Source organism: Paenibacillus sp. S150 (genome assembly GCF_019352175.1).
In the GTDB taxonomy this organism is placed as follows: Bacteria; Bacillota; Bacilli; order Paenibacillales; family Paenibacillaceae; genus Paenibacillus_AQ.
Genome location: NZ_JACBYI010000008.1, coordinates 93,113 through 119,078, shown reverse-complemented (window position 1 = coordinate 119,078; position 25,966 = coordinate 93,113). Strand labels below are relative to the sequence as shown.

Genomic DNA, 25,966 nt, shown 5'->3' with positions numbered 1-25,966 from the left:
GTTCTATGTTTTGCAGGAGAAAGCGCGGAATAGAGCGGGTCCAACCGAGGCCGCTACCGGGGCAGGGGCGTGGAATGGAGTGAATGAAGTGGAATTCGTAAGAATTAGTATACTTATACGGACGGATATTCGGACGGAAAAGTCTTAAAGGAATCGCAGGAAAAATATGAAAACATCTAAATTCAACCAGTAATCTTATTCCAATCAGGAAACCGGGCTTTAGCAGGGGCCGGAAGAACCCTTAGACCCGCGGCGGACTTCATTCACATCGTCAACCGCTGATTTTGATTTTGAGCCAAAAAGGTAATTTAATGTATATGAATGGAACCAGCGTATCTGAAAACTCTGATGAAACGCTGATGAAACGCTGATGAAACGCTGATGAAACGCTGATGGAACGCTGATGGAACGCTGATGGAACGCAAGGAGGTTCATAGGGAACGGAAGCGAAGTGGAAAAAGTAACACTAATGGGCTGGAATTTTGGGTTTAACGGGTTTTAGTGGGATTTTGTACACTTAATAGAGGCCCACTCCCTCCCATAAGGCTGATTTCAGCCGGATTAGTTGTACTTTTTCCCACTAGGGATGATCCAGTCTCCGAAGGCGGTGGATTAGTTATCCTTTTTACCACTAAAATGGCTTCCCTTTTGATTAATTGTTCAGGTTCATCTTAAATTAGACGTATTCCTCTGCAAGGGAGAGAAACGGATCGGTTAGGTCTCCTTTTTCCGCTAACGCAAGCGAAAAAGGGAATGTGGGGATTAAGTTTACTTTTTCAGACGGTTGAGAAAGTAGCTTTTTTGAGGAGATCGGAATAATAAACCTTTGATTTATAAAGCGTTATCTAATCGTAATCATTAAAAATCGGGTTTCTCAACAGTCTGACTTTTTCCACTTGGGCGTAGCGGGTCTGAGCAGGAAGGTGTGGAGGGATCGGGGAGGAAGAGCTTCAGCCGGCCAGGGGAACCGGAGAGCCGGGGAACCGCAGCCGGGCTTACACCTGGAATCCAAACAGCCAGGCTGTCAAGCGAGGAACGGCATAGCCGTTTGGTCCCTGTTATTCCAATGCAGCATGAAGCTTGGAAAGCTCGGGTTTTGTTGAGCAGCAAGGTGTGTTTCAGCGAAAGAGAGGTTAGAAAGAGAGGATTTGAGGATAAAACATGTCAAGTGAAATATTTCACGTTCGCAAAAAAGACAAAAATAAAGCAAAATTTAAACATTAAATGGAATTAAACCCTGAATATGATCGAATGAAAGCGCTTTGAAAACAGATCAAAAAAAACTTTATACTTTGTGAAAGATTTCACTATACATGCCGAAATCGATGTGATAAGATAAATGTGTAGAGATAAACAACCTAAAAATTGACAGGAGGACGAGGGAGATGGCAGTTAAGAACGAAGTCGCCGCCCAAGTGAAACAAACCACCGCTGAAGAGTATATTCAGACTTTGGTGGATAAAGCAAAGAAAGCCCAAGATGCTTATATGGAGCTTGACCAGGAGCAGGTTAACACAATCGTTCATGCAATGGCGTTGGCCGGACTCGACAAGCATATGTATCTGGCAAAGCTGGCTGTAGAAGAAACAGGCCGCGGAGTCTATGAAGACAAAATCACGAAGAACATCTTCGCCACAGAATATATCTGGCACGGCATTAAATATGATAAAACAGTAGGCGTAGTAGAAGACAATCAATATGACAGTTTCCAAAAAATTGCCGAGCCGGTCGGAATCGTTATGGGTATCACACCGGTAACCAACCCAACATCCACCACGATGTTTAAAGCATTGATCGCCGCCAAGACACGTAACCCTATTATATTCGGTTTTCATCCATCTGCGCAAGAGTGTAGTGCCGCAGCAGCCAAAATTCTTCATGACGCCGCTGTAAAGGCAGGCGCTCCTGAGAACTGCATCCAATGGATTGAGCTGCCTACGATGGACAAGACAAACGCACTGATGAACAATCCGGACGTTGCGCTGATCCTGGCAACAGGCGGTTCGGCAATGGTTAAGGCAGCTTACAGCTGCGGCAAACCGGCTCTTGGCGTAGGCCCCGGCAACGTGCCTGCCTTCATTGAAAAGAGCGCCGATATTGATCAGGCCGTAACGGACATCATCCTGTCCAAAACCTTCGACCATGGCATGATCTGCGCTTCCGAGCAGGCGGTTATCATTGAAGAAGCCATCTTTGACCAAGTGAAGAAGAAAATGATTGCCAACGGCTGCTACTTTGTCAATAAAGAAGAAGCCGCCAAACTGACAAACGGCGCAATGAACGTGGAAAAATGCGCGGTAAATCCGGCCATTGTAGGCCAATCCGCAGTGAAGATTGCAGAAATGTGCGGAATTCAGGTTCCTGCCGGCACGAAGATTCTGGTAGCTGAGCTTGAAGGCGTAGGCACCAAATATCCGCTGTCAGCTGAGAAATTGAGCCCGGTTCTTGCCTGCTACAAGGTTAAGAATGCAGACCAGGGCATCGAACGTGCAGCACAGGTCGTTGAATTCGGCGGCATGGGCCACAGCTCGGCAATCCACTCCAACAATGAAGAAGTAATCATGAAGTTCTCGCACCGTCTGCAAACCGGACGTATTCTCGTCAACTCGCCTTCCACACATGGCGCAATAGGCGATATCTACAATACGAATATCCCTTCACTGACTCTGGGCTGCGGATCTTACGGCCGCAACTCTGTATCGCAGAACGTAACTGCCATTAATCTGATTAACGTGAAAAGGGTGAACCGCCGTACCGTGAATATGCAATGGTTTAAAGTACCTGACAAAATCTATTTCGAAAAAGGGGCTACCCAGTACCTTGCCAAAATGCCTGACATCACACGGGTTGCCATTATCACCGACCCAATGATGGTTAAACTGGGCTATGTGGAAAGAGTTGAGCATTACCTGCGCCAACGCCAGACTCCTGTAGCGATTGAAGTGTTCTCGGAGGTTGAACCGGACCCATCGACAACCACTGTAGAAAAAGGTACGGCTATGATGAACAGATTCCAGCCGGACTGCATCATCGCACTCGGCGGCGGTTCCCCGATGGATGCTGCCAAAGGCATGTGGTTGTTCTATGAACAGCCGGACGCCGACTTTAACGGCCTGAAGCAGAAGTTCCTGGATATCCGCAAACGCGTATACAAATTCCCTAAGCTTGGAAACAAGGCCAAATTCGTAGCGATTCCAACAACTTCGGGTACAGGCTCGGAAGTAACCTCTTTCGCGGTTATCACTGACAAAACAACGGCTAACAACACCAAATATCCATTGGCTGACTACGAGCTGACTCCGGACGTAGCAATCATCGACCCTGAGTTTGTATACAGCCTGCCAAAAACTGCTGTTGCCGATACAGGCATGGACGTATTGACTCATGCTATCGAAGCGTATGTTTCGGTAATGGCAAGCGACTACTCCGATGGTCTGGCTATCAAGGCGATTCAGCTGGTGTTCCAATACCTTGAGAAGTCGGCACTGCAAGGCGACAAGCTTGCCCGCGAAAAAATGCATAACGCATCTACGCTGGCCGGTATGGCTTTTGCCAATGCCTTCCTGGGCATCAACCACAGCTTGGCGCACAAATGGGGAGGACAGTACCACACCGCCCATGGCCGCACCAATGCAATCCTGATGCCGCACGTTATCCGCTACAATGCCAAAAAGCCTACAAAGTTCGCTTCGTTCCCTAAATATTCGCACTTTGTGGCTGACGAACGCTATGCCGAAATCGCCCGCATTCTGGGATTGCCTGCGCGCACTACTGAAGAAGGTGTAACCAGCCTGATCAATGCAATCCGCGATATGAACAAAAAGCTCGGCATTGAGGAGTCCTTCTCAGCGCTCGGCTTTGATCCCAAGGATTTTGAATCCCGCGTAGACTACTTGGCTGACCGCGCGTTTGAAGACCAATGCACAACGGCCAACCCGAAACTGCCGCTGGTTTCTGAACTTGCCGATGTATACCGCAATGCATTTTACGGCAATTTCGATAACTAATTAACAACGGTTTGGCAAAGAATAAGATTATAGGTTAAACTGTATATGGATGAAAGTGACAAATATCACCGAAAGAGTGATATTTGTCACAGTTCTTTTTCAGAAAATAAACTAAAATGTTTATATAAACAACGGTCCCAGTTATGAAGATACAATTGTGAATTTTATAACAACCAGAGCTTTTTGGGATCACGAGACACGGGATTAACCTTCAAGCCCGCGATCTCTACAAATATAATAAATATAAATGGAGGGATTTAGCATGTCGGTGATTGAAAAAGATGTACAAGAGGTTAAGTCTGGATGGCGCGGTTTTGCAAAAGGCAAATGGTCCAGAAAAGTAAATGTGAATGATTTTATTGAAAAGAACATCAAGCCTTATCTGGGCAAGGAAGACTTCCTTGCAGGTCCTACTTACAACACTACTGAGCTCTGGAAGATCGTCTCCGAAATGACCAAGCAAGAAATTGCCAACGGAGGCGTACTGGACGTGGATGTCAATACAGTATCCACGATCGTATCCCACAAGCCTGGCTACATTGATAAAGACAAGGAGCAAATTGTCGGCGTTCAGACAGACGCGCCTTTCAAGCGTTCCATTCAACCTTTCGGCGGAATCAAGATGATGATCGATGCCACCAAAGCCTATGGCTTCGAGCTTCCGCAAAACATTGTTGAAATGTTCACGAACATCCGCAAAACGCATAACCAAGGCGTATTTGATGCATATACCTCTGAAATGAGAGCTGTGCGTAAAGCAGGCATCATCACTGGTCTTCCTGATGCTTACGGCCGTGGCCGCATTATCGGTGACTACCGTCGTATTGCCCTTTACGGTATTGACTTTCTGATCAAAGATAAGAAGCAGGAGCTTGCCAACCTCGAAGTGGATTCCATGACTGATGATGTGATTCGTCTTCGTGAAGAAATTTCCGAACAGATTCGTGCACTTGGAGAACTGAAGACAATGGCTGAAATGCACGGGATGGATATCTCCAAGCCCGCAAACAACGCCAAAGAAGCTTTCCAATGGGTGTACTTCGGCTATCTGGCAGCTATCAAGGAACAAAACGGTGCGGCAATGTCCCTTGGACGTGTATCCTCTTTCCTTGATATTTATGTGGAACGTGACCTTGCAGAAGGTACACTGACTGAAGAGCAGGCACAGGAATTGACTGACCACTTCATCATGAAGCTGCGTATTGTGAAGTTCCTGCGTACTCCTGACTACAACGAACTGTTCAGCGGAGACCCAACCTGGGTTACTGAATCCATTGGCGGTATGTCTGTAGACGGAACTACCCGCGTAACTAAGAACAGCTTCCGCTTCCTGCACACCCTGTACAACTTGGGACCTGCACCTGAACCAAACCTGACTGTACTGTGGTCTGAGAAATTGCCTGAAGGCTTCAAGAAATACTGTGCGAAGGTTTCCATCGAAACCAGCTCGATCCAGTATGAAAACGACGATTTGATGCGTCCAATCTACGGAGACGATTACGGTATCGCTTGCTGCGTATCCGCAATGCGTATCGGTAAACAAATGCAATTCTTCGGAGCCCGCGCCAACCTGGCAAAAGCTTTGCTGTATGCCATCAATGGCGGTGTGGATGAAAAATCCGGCGTACAGGTTGGACCGGAACTGCCGCGCATCACTTCCGATGTGCTGGATTATGCAGAAGTTATGAAACGCTTCAAACCAATGATGGAATGGCTGGCTAAGACTTACATGAACACGCTGAATGTCATCCACTACATGCACGATAAATATTCTTACGAACGTATTGAAATGGCTCTGCATGACCGCGATATTCTGCGGACCATGGCTTGCGGTATCGCCGGTCTGTCCGTTGCGACTGACTCCCTGAGCGCCATCAAATACGCTAAGGTTAAACCGATCCGCAACGAAGAAGGCATTGCAATCGACTTCGAAATCGAAGGCGAATTCCCTTGCTACGGCAACAATGATGATTCCGTCGACAGCATTGCTGTAGACCTGGTTGAATCTTTCATGACGATGATCCGCAAACACCACGCTTACCGTGATGCTCTGCCGACTCAATCGATCCTGACGATCACTTCGAACGTTGTATACGGCAAGAAAACTGGTACTACTCCTGATGGACGCAAAAAAGGCGAACCATTTGCTCCGGGTGCCAACCCTATGCACGGACGCGACAAGAAAGGCGCTTTGGCTTCCCTGAGCTCCGTAGCCAAGCTGCCGTACGAAGATAGCCTGGATGGGATTTCCAACACCTTCTCCATCGTGCCGAAAGCACTGGGCAAAGAAGAAGAAGGACGTAAATCCAACCTGGTATCGATGCTTGACGGATACTTCGCAAGCAAAGGCCATCACCTGAATGTTAACGTATTTGCCCGCGAACAATTGCTGGATGCTATGGAGCACCCAGAGAACTACCCGCAATTGACCATCCGCGTATCCGGCTATGCTGTTAACTTCATCAAGCTGACCCGCGAACAACAAATGGATGTTATTAACCGTACATTCCACGGTGCAATGTAATACGCGAGCATTTGGCTTGAGTTCTAGGTATACAGTGTAATAGCTGCAAGGTGATACCGCCCTTGTCTCAAGGGCGGTAATATCTTGTTCAAAAATGATTAAAATTTTAAATTTTTCGAAAGGATGACCTCATATGGCTAATGGACATATACACTCCTTAGAAACCTTTGGAACTGTTGACGGACCAGGTATTCGTTTTGTCTTGTTCATGCAGGGCTGTCTCTTGAAATGCCAGTATTGCCATAATCCCGACACCTGGGGTTTAAATGAAGGCAGGGAAATGAGTATCGATGAGGTGCTTGCTGAAATTGAGCCTTACCTGAATTACTACCGCTCATCCGGTGGCGGGTTGACCGTTTCAGGCGGAGAGCCGACCCTGCAGGCGCACTTTGTGAAACAGCTGTTTGCGGAAGTGAAGAAGCGCTGGAATCTGCACACTACACTCGATACCAATGGATATAATGAAGGCGATAAAATTACCGATCTGCTTGAATTAACGGATCTGGTGCTGCTTGATTTGAAGCATATTGATGATGAAGCGCATATCAAGCTTACCGGCAAATCCAATGACCGCACGCTGAAGCTGGCCCGCTGGCTGTCAGACCATGACCGCAAGATGTGGGTCCGCCATGTGTACGTGCCAGGCATCCATGACCGCGAGGAGGACCTGCTGAACCTGGGGCGGTTCATCGGCACCCTGAATGGCGTGGAGAAATTTGAAATCCTCCCTTATCATCAGATGGGTATCTATAAATGGGAAGTCCTTGGCAGACCCTATGAGCTTGAGGGTGTGCCATCGCCAGCCGAAGAAGAAGTACAGCGCGCCTACCGGCTGGTTGAAGAAGGCCGCAAGCAGACTGCGCTGGTCTAATCCAAGAATTAATAGAAAAGCCGTTCCAATAGTGCAATTACTGTTGGGACGGCTTTTTCTAAAAATAGAAGAATTTATATGCTTCACGCTATATATCATCCTTCTATTTCCCGCTGAAAATTATGAGGATATGCGCTTATTGGAAATCAGTGGCTGGTGTAACAGGTGAATATTGAGTCAGGTAATCTAACCTAACGTGTTATATGGTTTATATGGTTCCGCTTACATTAGAGGTTTTTATCCCTATTGTAGATGAATCTTAACCTTACGCTTACAAACCTTGTTTTCTATAATAAGAGATGTAAGGGAAATCAACATATAGGGAGGGTCACCCGTAATGAAGAAAAGCGTAACATTGCTATTGTCCCTGCTGTTCGTAAGCTCGGCGGTAATGGCCGGCTGCGGCAACAACAATTCAGGCGGCAGCAACGGCGGGGCAGCAGCGACCAACGCTGCGAATGCTACGGATGCGCCTGCAACGGAAGAGCCGGCCAGCAGCGAACCTTTTGAAATGACGATCCGTCATACGCAGGTGGGCGCCGACAAACAGAAACGCCTGGCTATTCTGGAGGATGTTGTAGGGAAAGTGCAGGCTGAAGTGCCGGGACTCACTTTTAAGCTGGATGGTGTGGACTCCGATGTGAACCGCAAGGAGAAGCTGCGCGGTGAAATGGCAGCCGGCAATCCGCCGGAAATTTTTGACCTCTTCGGCAGTCCTGACTCCAAAATATATGCCAAGGAAGGCAAGCTGCTTGATCTGACACCGATTCTTGAAGAGCTGGGCATCAAAGACAAGTTCTCAAATCTTGATCCGTTTACGTATGAAGGTAAAGTCTACGGGCTGCCGATTGGCGGGTCCGGTGAAGGCTTCTTCTACAATAAAGAATACTACGCCGGCAAAGGCTGGCAGGCTCCGGCAACCTTTGCCGAACTGGAACAGCAGCTGGCGGATATCAAAGCGGACGGCAAGGTGCCGCTGGCAGGCGCTTCCAAGGCAGGCTGGGTGCCATTAATGCTGGCCAACCATCTATGGTCGCGTTATGCCGGACCGGATGTTACGGCTAAGTTCGCTACGGGTGAAGCGAAGTGGAGTGACCCAAACGTGGTTAAAGGTTTTGCCAAATACAAGGAATGGGTGGATAAAGGCTACTTCAAAAAAGGCGAGCTTGGTTTCGAATATGCGGAATACACCACCCAGTTCACCAGCGGTGAAGCGATTCTGATGTATGACGGGACCTGGAAGTCCTCCGTATTCAAAACCGGTCAATCGGGCGAAGGGCTGATCGGCAAGGTTGGCTTCTTCAACATTCCGCCGGTTGACGGGGGCGTGGGCGATCAGACGGCCTTGATGCGCGACGTGAACAACGGTTACGGGTTCTCTGCTTCCGCAGGTGAGGACGAACGCCAGCTCGCTGCAGTGAAGTCCTTTATCAACAATATGTACAACGAAGAAATGCAGCTGCGCGGCTTGGTTGAAGATGGCGTGCTGCCGGCGATGAAGATTGATCAGTCTGTGCTGAGTGAAAATATCACTGACGATTTAATGAGTGGAATTGTGGCTGTACTGAATACCTCCGAGTCTTCATTCCCGGCCTTTGACTCCCTGGTGCAAGCGGATGTCACTACCGAAATCAGCAATATTCAGATTCAAAAGCTGATCGGCGGACAGACCACACCGGAGAAAATGGGCGAAGCCCTGCAAAAAGTTCAAGAAGAAGCCAATGCAGCAGTGGAATAAGGAACGGTGAACTGAATGTGCCCTGGTGCTTGCTCCGGGGTGCATTTTTACAATCTGCCCTTAAACTCCCTGATTCCCAGGCAATCGGAGGAAAGCCATGAATAAATCACTCAGAAATCCACTGGTGTTCACGTTGTTTGTAATCCCTGCGTTAATCCTGTTTTTGATGTTCTTTATTTATCCGATCTTCAGCTCGATTTACTACAGCCTGACCAGCTGGAACGGTGTTTCGGACACCGTCAAATACACAGGAATGAGCAATTTCAAGAAGGCCCTGGGCGATGAGCGCTTCTGGGTTTCCGTTAAAAATAACGGCTGGTTTATTTTATTCTCCGTCTTCATCCAGGTTCCCCTGATTGTTCTCTTCTCCCTGCTGATTGCCAATGTCAAAAAGCTGAAGGGGCTTTATAAGACAGCGGTTTTTATGCCATCGATTATGTCTACAGCGGTTATCGGCATCCTGTGGGGGTTCATTTATGAGCCGAATATCGGGCTGTTCAACAAGCTGCTGGGGGTCATAGGCATTGAGCCGGTGTACTGGCTGTCGGATGAACGGTTCGCCATGCTGTCCATTCTCATTACGAACGCCTGGCAGTGGACCGGATTCTACATTGTAATGGTGCTGGCGGCGATTCTGTCCATTCCCGGTGAGCTGGATGAGGCAGCGGCGATTGACGGCGCTACGGGCTTCCAGCGCGCCACACGCATCACGCTGCCGCTGATTGTGCCGATCATTTCCGTGGTGATTATGCTGTCTATTGCCGGAGCGATGAAGGCTGCGGATATCGTCATCGTCATGACAAAGGGCGGGCCGGCCGGTTCGACCGAGGTGATGGCTACCTACATGATTAAGTATGCCATCACCAACTTCAAATATGGATACGGGAACGCCATTGCCGTTCTGATCTTTATGTTCACGCTCGTGGTCACGGCACTCTACCAGCTGCTGTTCGCCCGGCGTAATGAAAGGATTGAATACTGATGGCGCGTTCACTCAAAAAAAGCATCCCCCATGCTGCCCTGCTGGGTTATCTCTTAGTTGTGCTGTTTCCGTTCCTGTTCGTGCTGTTCTCCTCGGTGAAGAAGGACAACAACGCGATCGCGCTCAATCCGTTCGGCATCCCGGAGGAGTTTGTGTTTAACAATTATGTCGAAGCGTGGGTGAATGCCAAGATCAGCACGTACTTTTTTAACAGCTTATATATTTCCGTGCTGTCTTCGGTGGTATCGATTCTGCTGGCCTCCATGTTCGCCTTCGCGGTTACGCGGATGCGCCAGGGCAAGTGGAATCTAATTCTGTTCTCGCTCGTGCTCATCGGGATGCTGATCCCGAACAATGCGCTGATGCTGCCGATTTATACGATTGTGCGCAAGCTGCAAATCCTGAATACGCACTGGGCGCTGATCATCCCCTATATCGCCAATGCGATTCCGTTTACGATAATTATTTTGGCGGCGTTTATGCGGTCCTTGCCCAGTGAAATAGAGGAAGCGGCAGTGATGGACGGCTTGAAGGCCCCGGGCATCTTTGCTAGAATTATTGTACCTTTGACGGTTCCCGCCATGGTTACAGTATTCATTGTTAATTTCCTGGGGAATTGGAATGAGTTTTTGCTGGCCAACTATTTTCTTTCGAATGACGAGCTGCGCACGCTTCCGGTGGGAATGGTCCAATTCCGTGATCAGTATCAGATGAATTATGCGCAGATGTCCGCGGGCATTGTCTACAGTGTGCTTCCGGTCGTGATTATTTACGCCATTTTGCAGGAGAAGATTATTGAAGGCGTAACAGCGGGCAGCGTAAAAGGATAATCCTATCCACAGTCAGGGGCACTAGCCGATGAATTTGCGCTATAAATTATTTACGGCGTTTCTGGGCCTGATTATCATTCCTCTGTTTATTCTTGGCATGATTATGTTCATCGTAACTTATAATTCCATTGAGAAGAAGTACAGCCAGCAATCCGAGTATTCGCTCAAAGCGATCAGCTACAGCATCTCCGGCGTCTTCAAGGATATGAACAACGTGACCGATAACGGAATTGCCACCTCGGTGTTTCATATGGCGCTTAGCGCGGAAGATCCCTCCGAGCAGGACTTGACCGATGCCGAGCAGCTTAGTCTGAACGCGAGCCAGCGCAATTTCCGCAGTCTGCTGTACAACCATCCTTCGATCAGCTACGCTTTTCTCTACAATTTCAACGGGAAGGGCAGCTCGGAGATCGTCTCGGTATTCAACAAGGAAAATTTCCGCACCCTTCCTTACGACAAGTTCAAGGGGAGCGAGCTGTACCAGGAAGTGATGGAGCTTAATGGAGTGCCGAAATGGGTTGCGCCGCATGAATATCCGGAGCTGACCGGGACGGAGCCTGTATTTACACAAATCCGTCTGGTCAAGGAGCTAAGCTTCTTTCAGAACATCGGCATTCTGGTGGTGCAGATCAAGAACTGGGAGTTCGAATCGATCTTCCGCAATCTCAAAATCGGGGACAGCGACCAGAAGGTTTCCTTCATGCTGGTGAATGATGACGGAATGATTCTGTTCGATCCGGACCGCAAGCTGGACGGCCGGGATTTCCATTCGTTTACGACGAAGAGCTTCGCTTTTCAAGAGGGGTTCCAGAGCTTCAAAACGGAGTTCGACGGGGAGAAAAGCATCCTGTCGGTCTATCATCTCAAGGATTATCCGTGGAGCCTTGTCTCCATTACGTCTTGGGATTCCCTGTCCCGTGAAGTGACTGTGTTTGCCCGCTGGTTCGTGGTTGTGATCTTCCTGTGCCTGCTCGGCGCAGTGCTCTTCAATCTCTTCTTCATGAACCGGATTACGGGCGGCATTGCCGTGATTGTCCGGTTTATGCGCCGGGTCGAGGATGGGGATCTCACCACCCGGGTGGAAGAGAAGGGCAGCGACGAAATGACCCTGCTGGCCAAGGGCTTCAATGATCTTATGGACAAAATCAACAGCCTGTTCAACCGGATCCATGTGGAGCAGCGGCGGAAAAACCAGGCGGAGATGCGGGTGCTGCAGGCACAGATCAAGCCGCATTTTCTGTTCAACACGCTGGAATCGATCAATGTGCTGGCGGTGCAGAATGAAGGGCTCAAGGTCAGTGAGATGGTCTACAGGCTGGCCAGCATTTTGCGGATCAGCATTCAGGACAGAGATGAAATTACTCTGGAAGAGGAAGTCACGCATCTGCGCAATTATCTGGATATTCAAAAATTCCGCTTCGAGGATGTATTCGATTACGAAATTGAGATTCCCGGGGAGCTGCTGGGCTGCGGAATTCTCAAGCTTACACTGCAGCCGCTGGTCGAGAACAGTATCCAGCACGGCTTCGAGGGAATTGGCTACAAGGGCCTGGTCAGCATAAAAGCCTGGGAAGAGCGGGGCAATCTGGTTCTGCGGATCGAGGATAACGGGATTGGGATGACTTCGGACCAGCTCGGCATGTTCCAGTATATGGTGAGTGACCCGGGCGACTCTTCCGAGCTTGCGGCCATGGGCCAACCGGAGCATGGCATTCATCAGGAGCGGAGAGGGCTTGGCCTGCGCAGCGTAGCTGACCGCATCCGCATAGAATATGGCGACAGGTATGGAATCTTCATCTGCGCCGGCCCCGGTGAAGGCACGATCATCCAATGCGTCATACCTAAATACGGGCAGGGGGAAGATCATTATGCTAAAAGTATTATTGGTTGACGATGAAGCTCCTATTTTGGGAAATCTGAAGCGTGTGCTGCCCTGGCAGGAGATGGGGATGGAAATCGCCGGCATGGCCCGCAGCGGTATGGAGGCGCTTCGCATTGCGGAGGAGCAGGCTCCGGATCTTGTGCTCTGTGACATCCGCATGCCCGTTATGGACGGCTTGACGTTCATCGGCAAGCTGCGGGAAATGGGGCTGGAGAGCGAGGTGCTGCTGCTCAGCGGATATCAGGAATTTGATTATGCGCGGGAAGCAATCCGCCTGGGGGTTAAGGAATATATTTGCAAGCCGATTCATTATGAGGAGCTCGGCAACAAGGTGCGGGAAATCGGCACGCGAATCCGCAGCAAGCAGTATAAGGATAAGCTGTACAACAGCATTCCGCTCTTCCAGGAGCTGCCTGCGGAAGAGGATTCCGTGCGGAAAACACCCGACCAGCTGATGAATCAGGCTGCCCAATATATTTCGGAGCGGCTGAATTATGACCTCGGGATCGAGGAAGTGGCGAATAAAATCGGCATCAGCAGCAGCTATTTTTGCCTGCTGTTCAAGAACCGTTTTGCCATGACCTTTGTGGAATATGTGACCCTGCAGCGGATGGAGGCGGCGAAGTTCATGCTGGCAAGCAGCGGCAAAAGCATTGCCGCGATCAGCTCCGGGGTCGGGTATCAGGAGCGCCGTTATTTTACCAAGGTGTTCCAGAAGCAGACGGGAATGACTCCCAAGGAATACCGCGATCAGCATAAGGCAACCTGAATATCAAGTCAGCAGACCCGGCTTGCATGTGAAGAGGCGAGACCTTGTTCCCCAAGGTTACCGCCTCTTTTTTTGTGGGAAGCTCGGAAATCGCGAAAATAGTCAGAATGAAATGGCGATAATAAGTAACGAAGTACGGAACCGGGCAAAATGTAGGACGATGTTTATTGATGTGTTAAAAATGGAATTTGTTTTTGCTCTTTTCTTTACATTTAATGAAACTTTTTAGGGCGGCATGCGTCTAATACTATGTTTTGTAAAATGAACGTGGCAAAAATCATAGTGCCGTCCCTTTGGGCGGCTGCGTTTTTTGCAGGGAATATAAGGAAATCAGAGAGAAGCTAAACTTCCTTATATACTACTAACAGGAGCAGAAGGAGTCATACCATGAATTTGAAAAAACTATCTTTAGTTGCCGTCCTGGCTGTTTCGCAGGCTGCAGCGGCAGTGCCGGCTTTTGCCGTACCTGCAAGCACAACAACAATATCCGGCACAGTGGTTCAAGCAGCAGAGGCTACCCCTGCGCCTGTGACGGTGTCAGAGCCTGAAGCGACAGACCCTTTGCCGCCTCTGGTTTCACCGGGAACCGCAGCACCTGCTCCGACGCCGACACCTGTACCGGCCGAGTCAACTATTCCGGCTGCAACTGCTGATCCCACGGCGACTCCGCTGCCTGCAGAATCAGCACTTCCGGCTGCAACCGAGGGAACGGCCGCACCCTTAAGCAATACAGGGGGACAGATTCTCCAGGCAACTGGAACGAACCAGCTTATTCTGCTGATGAACAGCAACAAGATGTACAAGAACGGCACAGAGTATTTGGCGAATCAGCCAATGGCGGTCAAGAACGGGGTATCCTACGTTTCGATTCGTGCCATGGTGGAAATGGTTGGCGTTAATTATATCTATGATGCCAAAACCAAAGAAGTAATTGTAACCAAAGGCGACAGCATTATGCGTTTTAAGACGGACAGCAAGATTTATACCGTAAATGGCACCCAGGTGACTATGAAAGGGCCTGCCTACCAGTTCAAGGGCACGTTCATGGTTCCCTTAACCTCGATTACCGGAGCGCTTGCTATTCCATATACGGTCGACAATGTGCAGAAGCGCGTCATTCTCACGCTGAACACGAAGCCGACGGCTTCTTTTACCGTACAGCCAACGGAGATCTATGCCGGTCAGACCTACGTGAATTTTGTAACCAAGAGCTCATCGCCTAACGGCACTGCGATTGTAGATGAGCGTTGGGAAGGCAACAAAATGGATATTTATGACCAGCCGGGATATTATACAGTATCCTATTCGGTAATGGATGCTTCCGGACAATGGAGCAATCCTTATTCTGTGACCATTCAGGTACTGCAGCCGAACCAGCCGCCTGTAGCCAGCTTCACTACCGATAAAGAGGAATACAAGATGGGTGAGCCGGTAACTCTTACCGACCTCAGCTACGACCCGGAAGGTGAAGAGCTGACTGCCGAATGGACCAACCGGGCGCTGGCATTCTTTAACCCGGGACCTGTTTCAATCCAGCTGAAGGTTACGGACAAGCACGGCTTGAGCAGCACGTTCGAGAAGACCGTCAACATCACAAGCGAGCAGCTGTATACTCAAGACGAAGTTGCGAAGCTGTTCACGGTTCCGGGCGATATTCTGTCCATGGACGGGGGAATGGTTCCGGGGCTGCCGAACCTGCAATACAATCTTTCTTCCGAGCCTTACACGCTCATCCGCAGCAACAGCCCTGAGACTGTCAATGCCGAGGGTGTGCTGTACCGCGAAAATTCAGTGGGGCTTACCCGTTTCCTGGTCCACCACATGAACAATATGTCCACCAGACAGAAGCTGTATGTCATTGCAACTAACAACAATCTGTATCCAACGACGATAACGACCCAGTATTTGGGGATAGCCGGTCCGGTCACATCGCCGGAATACACAGGCAAAATTTCGATCCAGAAATATTATAATTCGATGATCACGAGCTCAAGCTACAGCTCAATCACGCTTCAGCCGGGGCAAAGTGTGCCGATTATGACCGATATCAACAAAATCGCCATGAAACCGGGTGAAGTGCTCTCACTGAGCGCTGACCTGTTCAGTGATTTGACAGTGCAGTATGACGTGGTAATGGTTGAGCAGACCAAGGACCCGGTAGCACTTCTGGCGACACTGCCTCTGCTGGACCGGGACGGGGTGCATAACCGGGGAACCTACCCTGATTCTACCCGTGTCATCAGTGTGTTCGATCTGGTGGGAGCGACGCAAGCCAAGCTGGTGCTTGGCGATAATAAAAATGACCTGAATCTGCTCGGAGTTGATCCGATGAGCGGAACTGCGGCTTCGAACTCGGGCAACTTCGGCGTGCTCTACAAAATCAGGCTTGAACGTGTCGCGAAGAACACGCTCATTACGTTCAACCCGCGCGGTGGCAATTATCTGGGTTCGGTAATGGTTAACGGAACGATTGTCAATCTGCCGAACAAAGGGAATTTGTCCAGCTCAGATATGAATGCGGTGGTTTACCGTTCCGGAGACTATGAAGGTCCGGTGGACATTGTGTTCTCGGTAGCTTCCGGCAGCAATCTTCCGGTAAACTTTGTCTTTACGCCGCTTCCGGCCAGAAAATAAACCGGAAGGACTCATCCAAAGGCCCGCCAGCATTTCCTTATGGGAACGGCTGACGGGCTTTTTGCAAAGCTAAGAATTTATCCTGAATTTCGAAAGCGAATTGAACCCATCCAGATCGGACAAGGGATAAACCCTCTTTTTCCTTCACCCATTGGGTGCAGGCTGTTTTTAGCAAGAAATCCCTTCGTGTAGAGCTTTTTAGGTGATTTGTGGATACTTACTTTCGAAATTCAGGTTTATTTATATGAATGGAACCGGCGAACCTGAACAAGCGGATGGAACGCAAGGAAGAGATTCATAGGGGACTGAAGCGAAGTGGAAAAAGTAACACTAATGGGCTGGAATCCTGGCTTTAACGGGCTTTAGTGGGATTTTGTACACTTAATAGAGGCCCGCCCCCTCCAAATGGCTGATTTCAGCCGGATTAGTTGTACTTTTTCCCACTAGGGATGATCCAGGAAAAGAATCGGATGAATTAGGTATCCTTTTTACCACTAAAGTGGCTGCCCTTTGGATGAATGGTTCAAGTTCATCTTAATGTCGGCGTCTTTCTTGAAAGATAAGAATTTATATGTTTGACGCTATACATTAGCCTTATCTTTCTCGCTGAAACGGATACCGTCCTTAAAAGGACGGCGAAGCCGTTTCCACTTGCCTGCTGCAAAGCGGCTTCATTGACGGGGCTTTTGTTTTGGGGCATTATTAAGAGAGTGCAATTCAAAGACCATGTTATGGGAGATGAGCGAATGCTGTCGACAGATCAAATACTGGAAGCCATGTCGGGGCAGGGACTGCGAATCACCGATCAGCGCAAAACGCTTGCCAAGCTATTCGGCGAGAATACGGGATATTTATCCGCTAAGGATGTTTATGAGCATATGGGCCGCAAATACAGCGGACTCAGCTTCGATACCGTGTACCGCAATCTGCGGGTCATGGAGGAATTGGGTGTGCTTGAGCAGGTGGTGTTTGAGGACGGCGTCAAGTTCAAGGGCAGCTGCAATCAGGATCATCACCATCATCATATGATTTGTCTTCAATGCATGAAGACCTATCCGATTAATTTCTGCCCGATGAATCTAACGGATACCCCCGACCAGTTCCGGGTGGTCAAGCATAAATTTGAGGTGTTCGGCTACTGCAAGGATTGTGAGCAAGAAACGGCCGTTGCCGATCGCGTCAAAGAAGGCCATTGACATGAGTGTGGGACGCAGAACGATCCAGGCGCCAATCCGTGTCTACCGCAGGTTCATTTCTCCGATCAAACCGGCTACCTGCCGCTTCTACCCTACCTGCTCGGCCTATGCGCTGGAAGCGATCGAGGTCCATGGTCCGCTGAAGGGCTCGTGGCTTGCGGCCAAGCGGATCGCCAGATGCCATCCCTTCCATCCGGGAGGACTTGACCCGGTGCCGCCGCGAGGGGAACGGCCATCCGGTGAAGAATCTGCGAAGGCAACTTGACATGGCGGTTTCATATGGGTATATTTTGGATAATACGGATGAATTCCAAGGAACGGATAAGTAGATCGGGACGACCATCACAGAGAGCCGGAAAGAGCTGGGAACCGGTATGGCACGTGGATTGAAAATGGTCCGGGAGGAACTGTGTTCGAGCGGCAGGCCGTGATGTTGGCGGTTTGCGTAAGGCCACGGCGTGATCCAGCGTTAATGGACAGTTCCCGGACGGGAACTGGCGAAGCCTGTGCTCTGCGAAGAGCCGGGGAATTTTGGGTGGTACCGCGTGAGTAATTCTCTCGCCCCATATTGGGGCGGGAGTTTTTTGTGTTTGCCAAGACGAAAGGATGACAAGCAATGAGTGACAAGAAAACATTTTATCTGACAACCCCAATCTATTATCCGAGCGACAAGCTGCATATCGGCCATGCCTACTCGACGGTGGCGGGGGATGCAATGGCCCGCTACAAGCGGCTGCGCGGCTATGAGGTGCGTTATCTGACCGGCACGGATGAGCATGGGCAGAAGATTGAAGAAAAGGCTGCGAAGGCCGGCAAGTCGCCGCAGGCGTTCGTGGACGATATCGTCGCAGGCATCAAGGAGCTGTGGCGGAAGCTGGATATCTCCAATGACGATTTCATCCGCACGACCGAGGAACGCCATAAAAAAGTGGTGGCGGATATTTTTGACCGGCTGCTGAAGCAAGGAGATATTTACAAAGGAGAATATGAGGGCTGGTATTGTATCTCCGATGAGACCTTTTACACCGAGACGCAGCTGGTGGATGTCGAACGTGATGCAGAAGGCAAGGTCATCGGGGGCAATAGCCCGGACAGCGGACATCCGGTGCAGCTGGTGAAGGAAGAAAGCTATTTCTTCCGGATGAGCAAGTACGTCGACCGGCTGCTGCAGTATTACGAGGAGAATCCGGATTTCATTCAACCGGAATCGCGCAAGAACGAAATGATCAACAACTTCATCAAGCCGGGGCTGGAGGATCTTGCCGTATCCCGTACAACCTTTGATTGGGGCGTTAAGGTCAAAGGCGACGACAAGCATGTGGTCTATGTATGGATCGATGCGCTGACCAATTATATAACAGCCCTGGGGTATGGCTCTGAGGACCGCACCCTGTATGATAAATTCTGGCCGGCGGATGTTCATATTATGAGTAAGGAAATTGTACGATTCCATACGATCTATTGGCCGATCATTCTGATGGCGCTTGGGGAGCCGCTGCCGAAGAAGGTGTTCGCACACGGCTGGCTGCTGATGAAGGACGGCAAAATGTCCAAGTCCAAGGGGAATGTGGTAGACCCTGTGACGCTGATCGACCGTTACGGCCTGGATGCGCTGCGCTATTATCTGCTGCGTGAGGTTCCGTTCGGTTCGGATGGCACCTTTACACCGGAGAGCTTCGTCGACCGTGTCAACTATGATCTGGCCAATGACCTCGGGAACCTGCTGAACCGCACGGGCGCGATGGTGGAGAAGTATTTCGCAGGTGTGCTTCCAGCCTATGCAGGCAATGTGACGGCATTTGACGGTGAGCTTGAGTCTGCGGCCAAGAGCACTTATGCCAAGGTGGAAGAGGCTATGGAAAAAATGGAGTTCTCGGTTGCGCTCACCGCGATTGGCGCGTTCATCAGCCGGACGAACAAATATATTGATGAGACCCAGCCCTGGGTGCTGGCAAAGGATGAGGGCAGAACCGGCGAGCTGGCTTCGGTGATGAGGCATCTCGCTGAAGGCTTGCGCACAGCGTCAATCCTGCTGCAGCCGTTCCTGACTGAAGCGCCCGCCAAGATCTGGCGGCAGCTCGGCATTGAGCCGGGCGAGCTGACCACCTGGGACAGCGGCAAGTCCTTCGGCCGGATTCCGGCCGGAACGAAGCTGGCGAAGGGCGACCCGATCTTCCCGCGCCTGGATGTGGCGCAGGAGGTGGCCTACATCGCGGAGGCGATGGGCGCCGGCAAGCCGGCAGCGGCGGAAGCTGCGCCTGCTCCTGAGGCCGGAGCCGCCCCTGCAGCCGCGACGGAGCCGGAGGAGGAGCACAAGGAAGAAATCGGCATCGACGATTTCGCCAAAGCCGAGCTGCGCGTGGCCCAGGTCATCGCTGCCGAGCCGGTGAAGAAGGCGGACAAGCTGCTGAAGCTGCAGCTTGATCTCGGCTATGAGCAGCGCCAGGTCGTCTCCGGCATTGCCAAGTTCTACACACCGGAGGAGCTGGTGGGACGCAAGGTGATCTGCATCGTCAACCTGAAGCCGGTGAAGCTGCGCGGCGAGCTGTCGCAGGGCATGATCCTGGCCGCTTCCAAGGGCGACCAGTTGACCATTGCCACGGTGCCGGACAGCATGCCGAACGGCGCGGTTGTGAAATAGGCTGAGCTTGAGGATTACCAGGTCCAGCTGTGGGGAATTAGAGGGGAAGGCCTTGACGCCTATAGTGGCGGCGGGGCCTTCCCCTCTCAGTTTTCCGCCGAAACGGGAATACTGCCCTGCGAGAGGAGGAAGCGGCTTCCGTCTGGAAGTAAGGATTGGCTTGAGATTCTGCAACCGACTGAAATTCTTTAAGGGCTAAGCCGCTGAACGGCAGCAGGCAGGACCGGGTGAGGCTTTTTTGCGTTACAGGAGTTGACTTATCGTAACCATTACTATTATAATTCAAATAGTAAAATTTACGATTTGAGGAGTCGATTCATAAGATGTTATCCAAGAGCCTGCACAGGAGCGTGCTGCTTACGCTGACTTTGCTGGTATTTTTGCTGCTTGCAGCCTGTGGTCCGAAGAGCAGCGGGAGTATCGTGGAAGGTAAAGTAAATGTGATTACTACGTTTTATCCTATATATGAATTTGCCAGTGAGATTGGCGGGGATGATGTTAATGCCATCAATCTGCTGCCGGTGGGCGTGGAGCCGCATGATTGGACGCCGCGCAGCCAGGATATTATTAATACCTCCAAAGCACAGCTGTTTCTGTACAACGGAGCAGGCCTGGAAGGCTGGGTGCCGAATTTCCTCAAGAGCCTGGACAGTGACAGCGAAGCCCGAGCTGTAGAGGTCAGCCAGGGCGTGGATTACATCATGACCGATGAAGAGGACGGACACGACCATGGTGCAGAAGACGACGATAACCAAAGTGAGGAAGGAAGTACAGACAGCCTGCATACTGATCCCCATACTTGGGTGAGTCCGAAATCAGCGCTCATTATGGCTAACAATATCAAGGAAAGCCTGCAGTCGGTTGATCCTGCGCATAAGGACGGCTACGAGGAGCGTTACGGCAGGCTTGCCGAGCGGTTGCAGGCACTGGACAGCAGATTCACCGCGGAGCTTGCCAAGCTGCCGAACCATGAGATTGTGGTTTCCCATCAGGCTTTTGCTTATTTGGCCCGGGACTACGGCTTGACCCAGCACGCCATTATGGGCTTGTCGGCCGACGCGGAGCCGCGCAGCCAGGACCTGCTGAAGCTTGCGGAGCTGGTGAAGGAGGAGGGCATCCGCTATATCTTTTTCGAGGAGCTGGTGTCTGACAAGCTGGCCAAAACCCTTGCAGCTGAAGCGGGGGTATCCACCATGGTGCTTAATCCGGTAGAGGGATTGACAGAGGCGCAGGAGAAGAATGGGGACAACTATTTCACATTGATGGAGAAAAATTTGCAAAATCTGATTCTGGCCTTACAATAATAAGGAAAGTATAAGTGAAAGGCGGTACTCACATGCAACCGGTATCCCTGGACTGCCATCAGCATATGATCGAAATACAGGATTTATCCTTCTCCTACGGAGAGCAGAAGGTGATTACAGACCTTAATTATACTGTCAAGGAACGGGATTTCCTGGGCATCATCGGTTCGAACGGAGCCGGCAAAACCACGCTGCTGAAGATGATTGTCGGCCTCCTGCCCGCAACCAGCGGCGAAATCAAGCTGTTCGGCCAGCCGGTCCGCAAGTTTAAGGATTGGGAGCGCATCGGCTATGTGCCGCAAAAGAATGCTTTTAACCCCTTGTTCCCGGCGACGGTGCGCGAGGTGGTCATGTCCGGTCTGTACAACAACAAGAACCTGATCCGCCGTGTCTCCAAGGCGCAGCAGCGGAAATGCGAGGATGCGCTGGAGGTTATGCGGATTCAGGATATCGCGGAGAAAAGAGTCGGCCAGCTGTCCGGTGGCCAGCAGCAGCGCGTCTTTCTGGCCCGGGCGCTGATTAATCATCCCGATCTGCTCATTCTGGACGAACCTACCGTCGGCATTGACGCCGAGACGCAGGCCGGATTCTTCGAGCTGATCATGCATATGCATGCGCATCACCACATGACGTTCCTGATGGTGTCGCATGACATTGACATGATCAAGAGCTATCTGGGCAAGGAGCCGGTGCAAAAGAACGGCAAAATCAATTTCTACTGCCGCCATTCCCACGACGCCCAGGACTGCGCAGCAGATAACCTCCAGCACACGCTTTCCTAAGCCGGACAGGTACTGAATTAACTGTACGGCTCATTGGCTGCATGCAAAGGCATACTTTATAAAGCCGCAAATGATAAAGATCTGCTGCCAGCCCCGGTGCTGCAGCGATCCCATTGCACGAAACCCCTGTTCACCCAATCGGCGTCCCTTATATCGCTAAAGTTAGTTTAGATGTACTTTGTGCAGTTAAAAACTAACTTTTTCGTGCGTCTAAGGAGCTAATTGTACTCGTACACTAAGTTTAGCGGATTGTTGCTTGATTTTTCCAGGCTGTAAGTATGCGAGGTACATTTACAACCGGCGCACGCCCTTTCGGGCGCCCAATCATTGCAGCAATACACCTGCCGCGTCTGCGCCTCCTGCTGCTGCCCGATCAGCCTACATACAAAGTAATATTATTCACCTGCGATTTACTTTACTGAACTTGTGCTGTAGCCTGCCTTGATCTTCTGTTGCACTTTGTACAGCTGATTGGGTTTCTTTCCGCTCTGCAACGGAATTTTGGGAAAAATCGGTTGGATGTGGGTGTTTTTGTTTTCCGGGGTCGTCCATAGTACAACATAGGACGACCTTGCTTTAGTCCTTATCACTAGAGCTTGCCCTTTATCCTTTGATCTTGTTCTTTATCCTTTGATCTTGTTCTTTATCCTTTGATCTTGTTCTTTATCCTTTGATCTTGTTTTTTATCCTTTGATCTTGTTCTTTATTTTTATGTAACGCATTTACGCTATGTTAAAATTACGTAACAACGTCATTTCATCTGCTGTTTTGATCCTGAAAAGACGGACCTAAATCCCGTATCCGTTAAGCGTGTCCCGTTCAGGGACGAAAAGCGTTCCTTCCTCCGCCGCACTAAGCACCATCTATCCTTCCTCCCACGCCAGTTGCACTTAACCGGGTGTCCAGAGGGCAGAGCCCTTGGGGCCCTCCCTTGGAAGGGAGGGTTTGGGAGGGATCGAAAAAGGTTTACCGAAAAAGGTTTACCGAAAAAGGTTTTATTTGACTCAGAGGAGACACTAATCTTGGAAATTCTATTCAGTGATTTTTTTCAGCGGGCGCTTGCGGGCGGGCTGATGATTGGCATTACCGCGCCGCTGATCGGCGTGTTTCTGGTGCTGCGCCGCCTGTCCATGATCGGCGATACGCTGGCGCATGTGACGATCGCCGGGGTGGCGCTCGGCTTTCTGACCGGCTTCTATCCGCTGGGAGCCGGGCTGATCTTCGCGGTGGCGGCGTCCTTTGCCATCGAGAAGCTGCGCAAGGCGTACAAAAGCTACGCCGAGCTGTCCATCGCCATCATTATGTCGGGCGGCGTGGCGCTGGCCTCGCTTTTTTTCACCCTGGGCAAAGGGTATAATGCGGATGTGATGAGCTACTTGTTCGGCAGCATCTATACGCTTAATAATACTGATCTCATAGTCGTCGGCATTGTAACTGTTGCGGTGGTGGCTGTGGTGACGATGTTCTTCAAGGAGTTTTTCCTGCTCAGCTTCGAGGAGGATGCCGCCAGCGTGAGCGGATTGCCTGTGAGGCTGCTGAATATGCTCATTACCGTGCTGACGGCGCTTGTAATCAGCACAGCGATCAAAATCGTCGGCTCCCTGCTGGTGTCTGCGCTGCTGACCATTCCTGTGGCCATCAGCCTGCTGCTGTCGCGCAGCTTCAAATCCTCGGTGGTGCTGTCCGTCATTATCGCCGAAATTGCCGTGGTGGGCGGGCTTGTAGTGGCAGGAATCTGGAATCTGGCCCCCGGCGCCACGATTGTTCTGCTGCTGATCGCACTGCTGGCTCTGACACTGATCGGCAAAAAGGGCCTGCCTGCATAAGCTTGAACGTTAATGTATTCCGTAATGCGAAGTGACCCCGAACCCGGAAGGAGAGAAGCCACTTTGTCCAGCCTGAATGCAGGAATTGCTTTTGCCGCCGGAGTCGCGTCTTTCATATCGCCTTGCTGCCTGCCGCTGTATCCGTCGTACCTGTCTTATATCACCGGTTTGTCCGTTCAGGAATTGAAGGCGGGCAGCAATACAAATAAGGCCCGTTTCCGGACCCTCAGCCATACGCTGGCTTTTATTCTTGGATTGTCTGCGGTTTTTTACACGATCGGCTTTGGCGCCGGGCTGTTCGGAGAGGTGTTCCAGGAGCAGCGGGATCTGATCCGCCAATTGTCGGCCATCCTGGTTATGGCAATGGGCCTGTTCCTGCTCGGCATCTTTCAGCCCAGGTTTCTGCTCCGTGAACATAAGCTCCATTTGAAATGGAGACCCGCAGGTTACCTGGGCTCATTCATTCTGGGAATCGGCTTCTCGGCGGGCTGGTCTCCCTGCATCGGGCCTATCCTGACTCCGATCATTGCGCTCTCGGCGAGCGACCAGGGGGCCTGGTTCACGCTGATTACGGCCTACTGCACCGGTTTTGCCCTTCCGTTCTTCGTGCTGGCCTTCTTCCTCGGAGGAGCCAGACGCATTCTCAAATATTCCAACCTGCTGATGAAGGTGGGCGGAGGGCTTATGGTTTTCATGGGCCTTCTGCTGTTCACGGATCAGATGTTCCGCATCACCATTTGGCTGCAGGGAATCACGCCGGAGTGGCTGAAGTTCTAACTTGTTCCGCCCGCTCCCGTCTCTGCTTCCGTTTTAGGTAAAATAATCGATTCCCGCTTCCGGGAAATGCTCAAAGATCCGCTCTGTGATGAATTCGCGCAGGGCGGTTTGCTGTTCATCGGGATAGACGTATTTGTGCTGGCCCCAGCGTCCCCATTTCTTTTTGCGCTTCTCGATGTCCATTTCGAGCTTGGATTTCGGATACCGCTTCTCAATTACCGTCTTGGCGGTCTTGGTGAACCGGTGCTGGATCATCTCAAAGGTAAGGCCTTTGCCTGCCTCCGGCGGCAGAGCCTGCGCAAGCTTCGCCAGCAGCTCGGCATAGCCTTCCTCCCAGCCGTCATGCCAGATAATCGGGGCGATGATGAAGCCGAGCGGATACCCGGCACGGGCGATTTGTCCGGCGGCCTCAATCCGCTCCTCGAAGCGCGAGGTGGCCGGCTCGAAATTCCGGATCACATAATCGGCGTTTACACTGAAGCGAATCCGGGTGTGGCCGTTGTGCTTCAGATGGAGCAGAGGCTCGACATGCTGGTATTTGGTGACAAAGCGCAGCCGCCCCAGCGGCTCGTCAGCCATGAAGGTGATCAGCTCTGCAAGGGAACCGGTAATATGCTCAAGCCCTAGCGGGTCCGAGGTACAGGCTGCTTCAAAGGAAGTGATTTCCGGCGCGCGTTCCCCAATATATTTTTTGGCCGCATCAATGACATCGCCGGTGTTCACATATACCCGGATATACGGCTTGGCGCCGAGTGTCGTCTGCAGATAACAATAATGGCAGTGCCCCATACAGCCGGTCGCAATGGGAATGGCATAGTCGGCAGAGGGCTTGGACTGGTCAAAGGTCAGGGTTTTGCGGATTCCCACCACAAGGGTCCGCTTGGCGATTTTATATTGCTCGACCTCGGTTTCTCCCGGCAGATTGGTGATCCGGTTGTGGGAGGTGGTCATGCGGTATGGAATGTTCTGTGCTTTTACCCATTCCATAATCCGCTCGCCCTTGGGATAGTTGAGCGCCTCCGGCTCAAAAAAAACAAGCTCGGGAATAAACAGTCCTGTAGGCTTTCTTGCTTTCTTGGAAGAAGGGCGTTCAGGCGTAGCTAAGGTCATGAAATCACGCTCCTTATGAATGAGGATATAGCTATTGTGCCGATTTAGGGCCGCCGGAAACCATGGTAAACATCGCTAACGGTTGAGCGAACT

Annotated in this window: 17 protein-coding genes; 16 read left to right on the top strand and 1 reads right to left on the bottom strand. The window is 50.9% G+C overall.

Annotated features, from left to right (window positions below):
• Nucleotides 1-1,385: 1,385 nt before the first annotated feature.
• The 16 genes from adhE to HYD27_RS10620 all read left to right on the top strand — a co-directional run bounded on the left by adhE (nt 1,386) and on the right by HYD27_RS10620 (nt 24,763).
• Nucleotides 1,386-4,007: a bifunctional acetaldehyde-CoA/alcohol dehydrogenase gene (adhE, locus tag HYD27_RS10695; protein WP_219214720.1), complete on the top strand. Its 2,622-nt coding sequence runs from the start codon at nt 1,386-1,388 to the stop codon at nt 4,005-4,007.
• A gap of 262 nt (nt 4,008-4,269) precedes the next feature.
• Nucleotides 4,270-6,531 carry a formate C-acetyltransferase gene (gene pflB, locus HYD27_RS10690; RefSeq protein ID WP_219214718.1) on the top strand — a complete coding sequence of 754 codons (2,262 nt, stop codon included), beginning with the start codon at nt 4,270-4,272 and terminating at the stop codon, nt 6,529-6,531.
• Between the two features lie 133 nt (nt 6,532-6,664).
• Nucleotides 6,665-7,402, top strand: coding sequence for a pyruvate formate-lyase-activating protein (pflA, locus tag HYD27_RS10685; RefSeq protein WP_219214715.1), 738 nt, complete (start codon nt 6,665-6,667; stop codon nt 7,400-7,402).
• Nucleotides 7,403-7,739: 337 nt separating this feature from the next.
• On the top strand, nt 7,740-9,140 hold the full coding sequence (locus HYD27_RS10680; RefSeq protein WP_219214713.1) for an extracellular solute-binding protein: 1,401 nt from the start codon (nt 7,740-7,742) through the stop codon (nt 9,138-9,140).
• 97 nt (nt 9,141-9,237) lie between these two features.
• A complete protein-coding gene (locus tag HYD27_RS10675) occupies nt 9,238-10,122 on the top strand; it encodes a carbohydrate ABC transporter permease (RefSeq protein WP_219214711.1) in 885 nt (294 codons plus the stop codon).
• The gene (locus HYD27_RS10670; protein ID WP_219214709.1) at nt 10,122-10,952 is read left to right on the top strand and encodes a carbohydrate ABC transporter permease; all 831 of its coding nucleotides are present in this window, start codon (nt 10,122-10,124) and stop codon (nt 10,950-10,952) included. The genes HYD27_RS10675 and HYD27_RS10670 overlap by 1 nt, the downstream gene beginning before the upstream one ends.
• Before the next feature lie 28 nt (nt 10,953-10,980).
• Nucleotides 10,981-12,843: a cache domain-containing sensor histidine kinase gene (locus tag HYD27_RS10665; protein WP_219214707.1), complete on the top strand. Its 1,863-nt coding sequence runs from the start codon at nt 10,981-10,983 to the stop codon at nt 12,841-12,843.
• Nucleotides 12,821-13,603, top strand: a complete 783-nt coding sequence (locus tag HYD27_RS10660; protein WP_219214706.1) for a response regulator transcription factor — start codon at nt 12,821-12,823, stop codon at nt 13,601-13,603. Before HYD27_RS10665 ends, HYD27_RS10660 begins: the two co-directional genes overlap by 23 nt.
• A 387-nt stretch (nt 13,604-13,990) precedes the next feature.
• Nucleotides 13,991-16,237, top strand: coding sequence for a copper amine oxidase N-terminal domain-containing protein (locus HYD27_RS10655; RefSeq protein WP_219214704.1), 2,247 nt, complete (start codon nt 13,991-13,993; stop codon nt 16,235-16,237).
• A gap of 746 nt (nt 16,238-16,983) precedes the next feature.
• Nucleotides 16,984-17,433 (top strand): Fur family transcriptional regulator, encoded by a 450-nt coding sequence (locus HYD27_RS10650; RefSeq protein WP_219214702.1) that lies wholly within the window; start codon nt 16,984-16,986, stop codon nt 17,431-17,433.
• A gap of 1 nt (nt 17,434) precedes the next feature.
• Entirely contained in the window at nt 17,435-17,698 is a 264-nt protein-coding gene (yidD, locus tag HYD27_RS10645) for a membrane protein insertion efficiency factor YidD (protein ID WP_219214699.1), read from the top strand.
• Nucleotides 17,699-18,049: 351 nt separating this feature from the next.
• Nucleotides 18,050-20,074 carry a methionine--tRNA ligase gene (gene metG, locus HYD27_RS10640; protein ID WP_219214696.1) on the top strand — a complete coding sequence of 675 codons (2,025 nt, stop codon included), beginning with the start codon at nt 18,050-18,052 and terminating at the stop codon, nt 20,072-20,074.
• Nucleotides 20,075-20,397: 323 nt separating this feature from the next.
• Nucleotides 20,398-21,378: a metal ABC transporter solute-binding protein, Zn/Mn family gene (locus HYD27_RS10635; protein WP_219214693.1), complete on the top strand. Its 981-nt coding sequence runs from the start codon at nt 20,398-20,400 to the stop codon at nt 21,376-21,378.
• Between the two features lie 32 nt (nt 21,379-21,410).
• A complete protein-coding gene (locus HYD27_RS10630; RefSeq protein WP_219214691.1) occupies nt 21,411-22,160 on the top strand; it encodes a metal ABC transporter ATP-binding protein in 750 nt (249 codons plus the stop codon).
• 1,022 nt (nt 22,161-23,182) lie between these two features.
• The gene (locus tag HYD27_RS10625) at nt 23,183-23,986 is read left to right on the top strand and encodes a metal ABC transporter permease (protein WP_219214687.1); all 804 of its coding nucleotides are present in this window, start codon (nt 23,183-23,185) and stop codon (nt 23,984-23,986) included.
• A gap of 63 nt (nt 23,987-24,049) precedes the next feature.
• The gene (locus tag HYD27_RS10620) at nt 24,050-24,763 is read left to right on the top strand and encodes a cytochrome c biogenesis CcdA family protein (RefSeq protein ID WP_219214684.1); all 714 of its coding nucleotides are present in this window, start codon (nt 24,050-24,052) and stop codon (nt 24,761-24,763) included.
• A 33-nt stretch (nt 24,764-24,796) separates the two neighbouring features.
• Here the strand turns inward: HYD27_RS10620 and splB are convergent, their stop codons facing one another.
• Entirely contained in the window at nt 24,797-25,873 is a 1,077-nt protein-coding gene (splB, locus tag HYD27_RS10615) for a spore photoproduct lyase (RefSeq protein ID WP_219214682.1), read from the bottom strand.
• Nucleotides 25,874-25,966 lie beyond the last annotated feature (93 nt).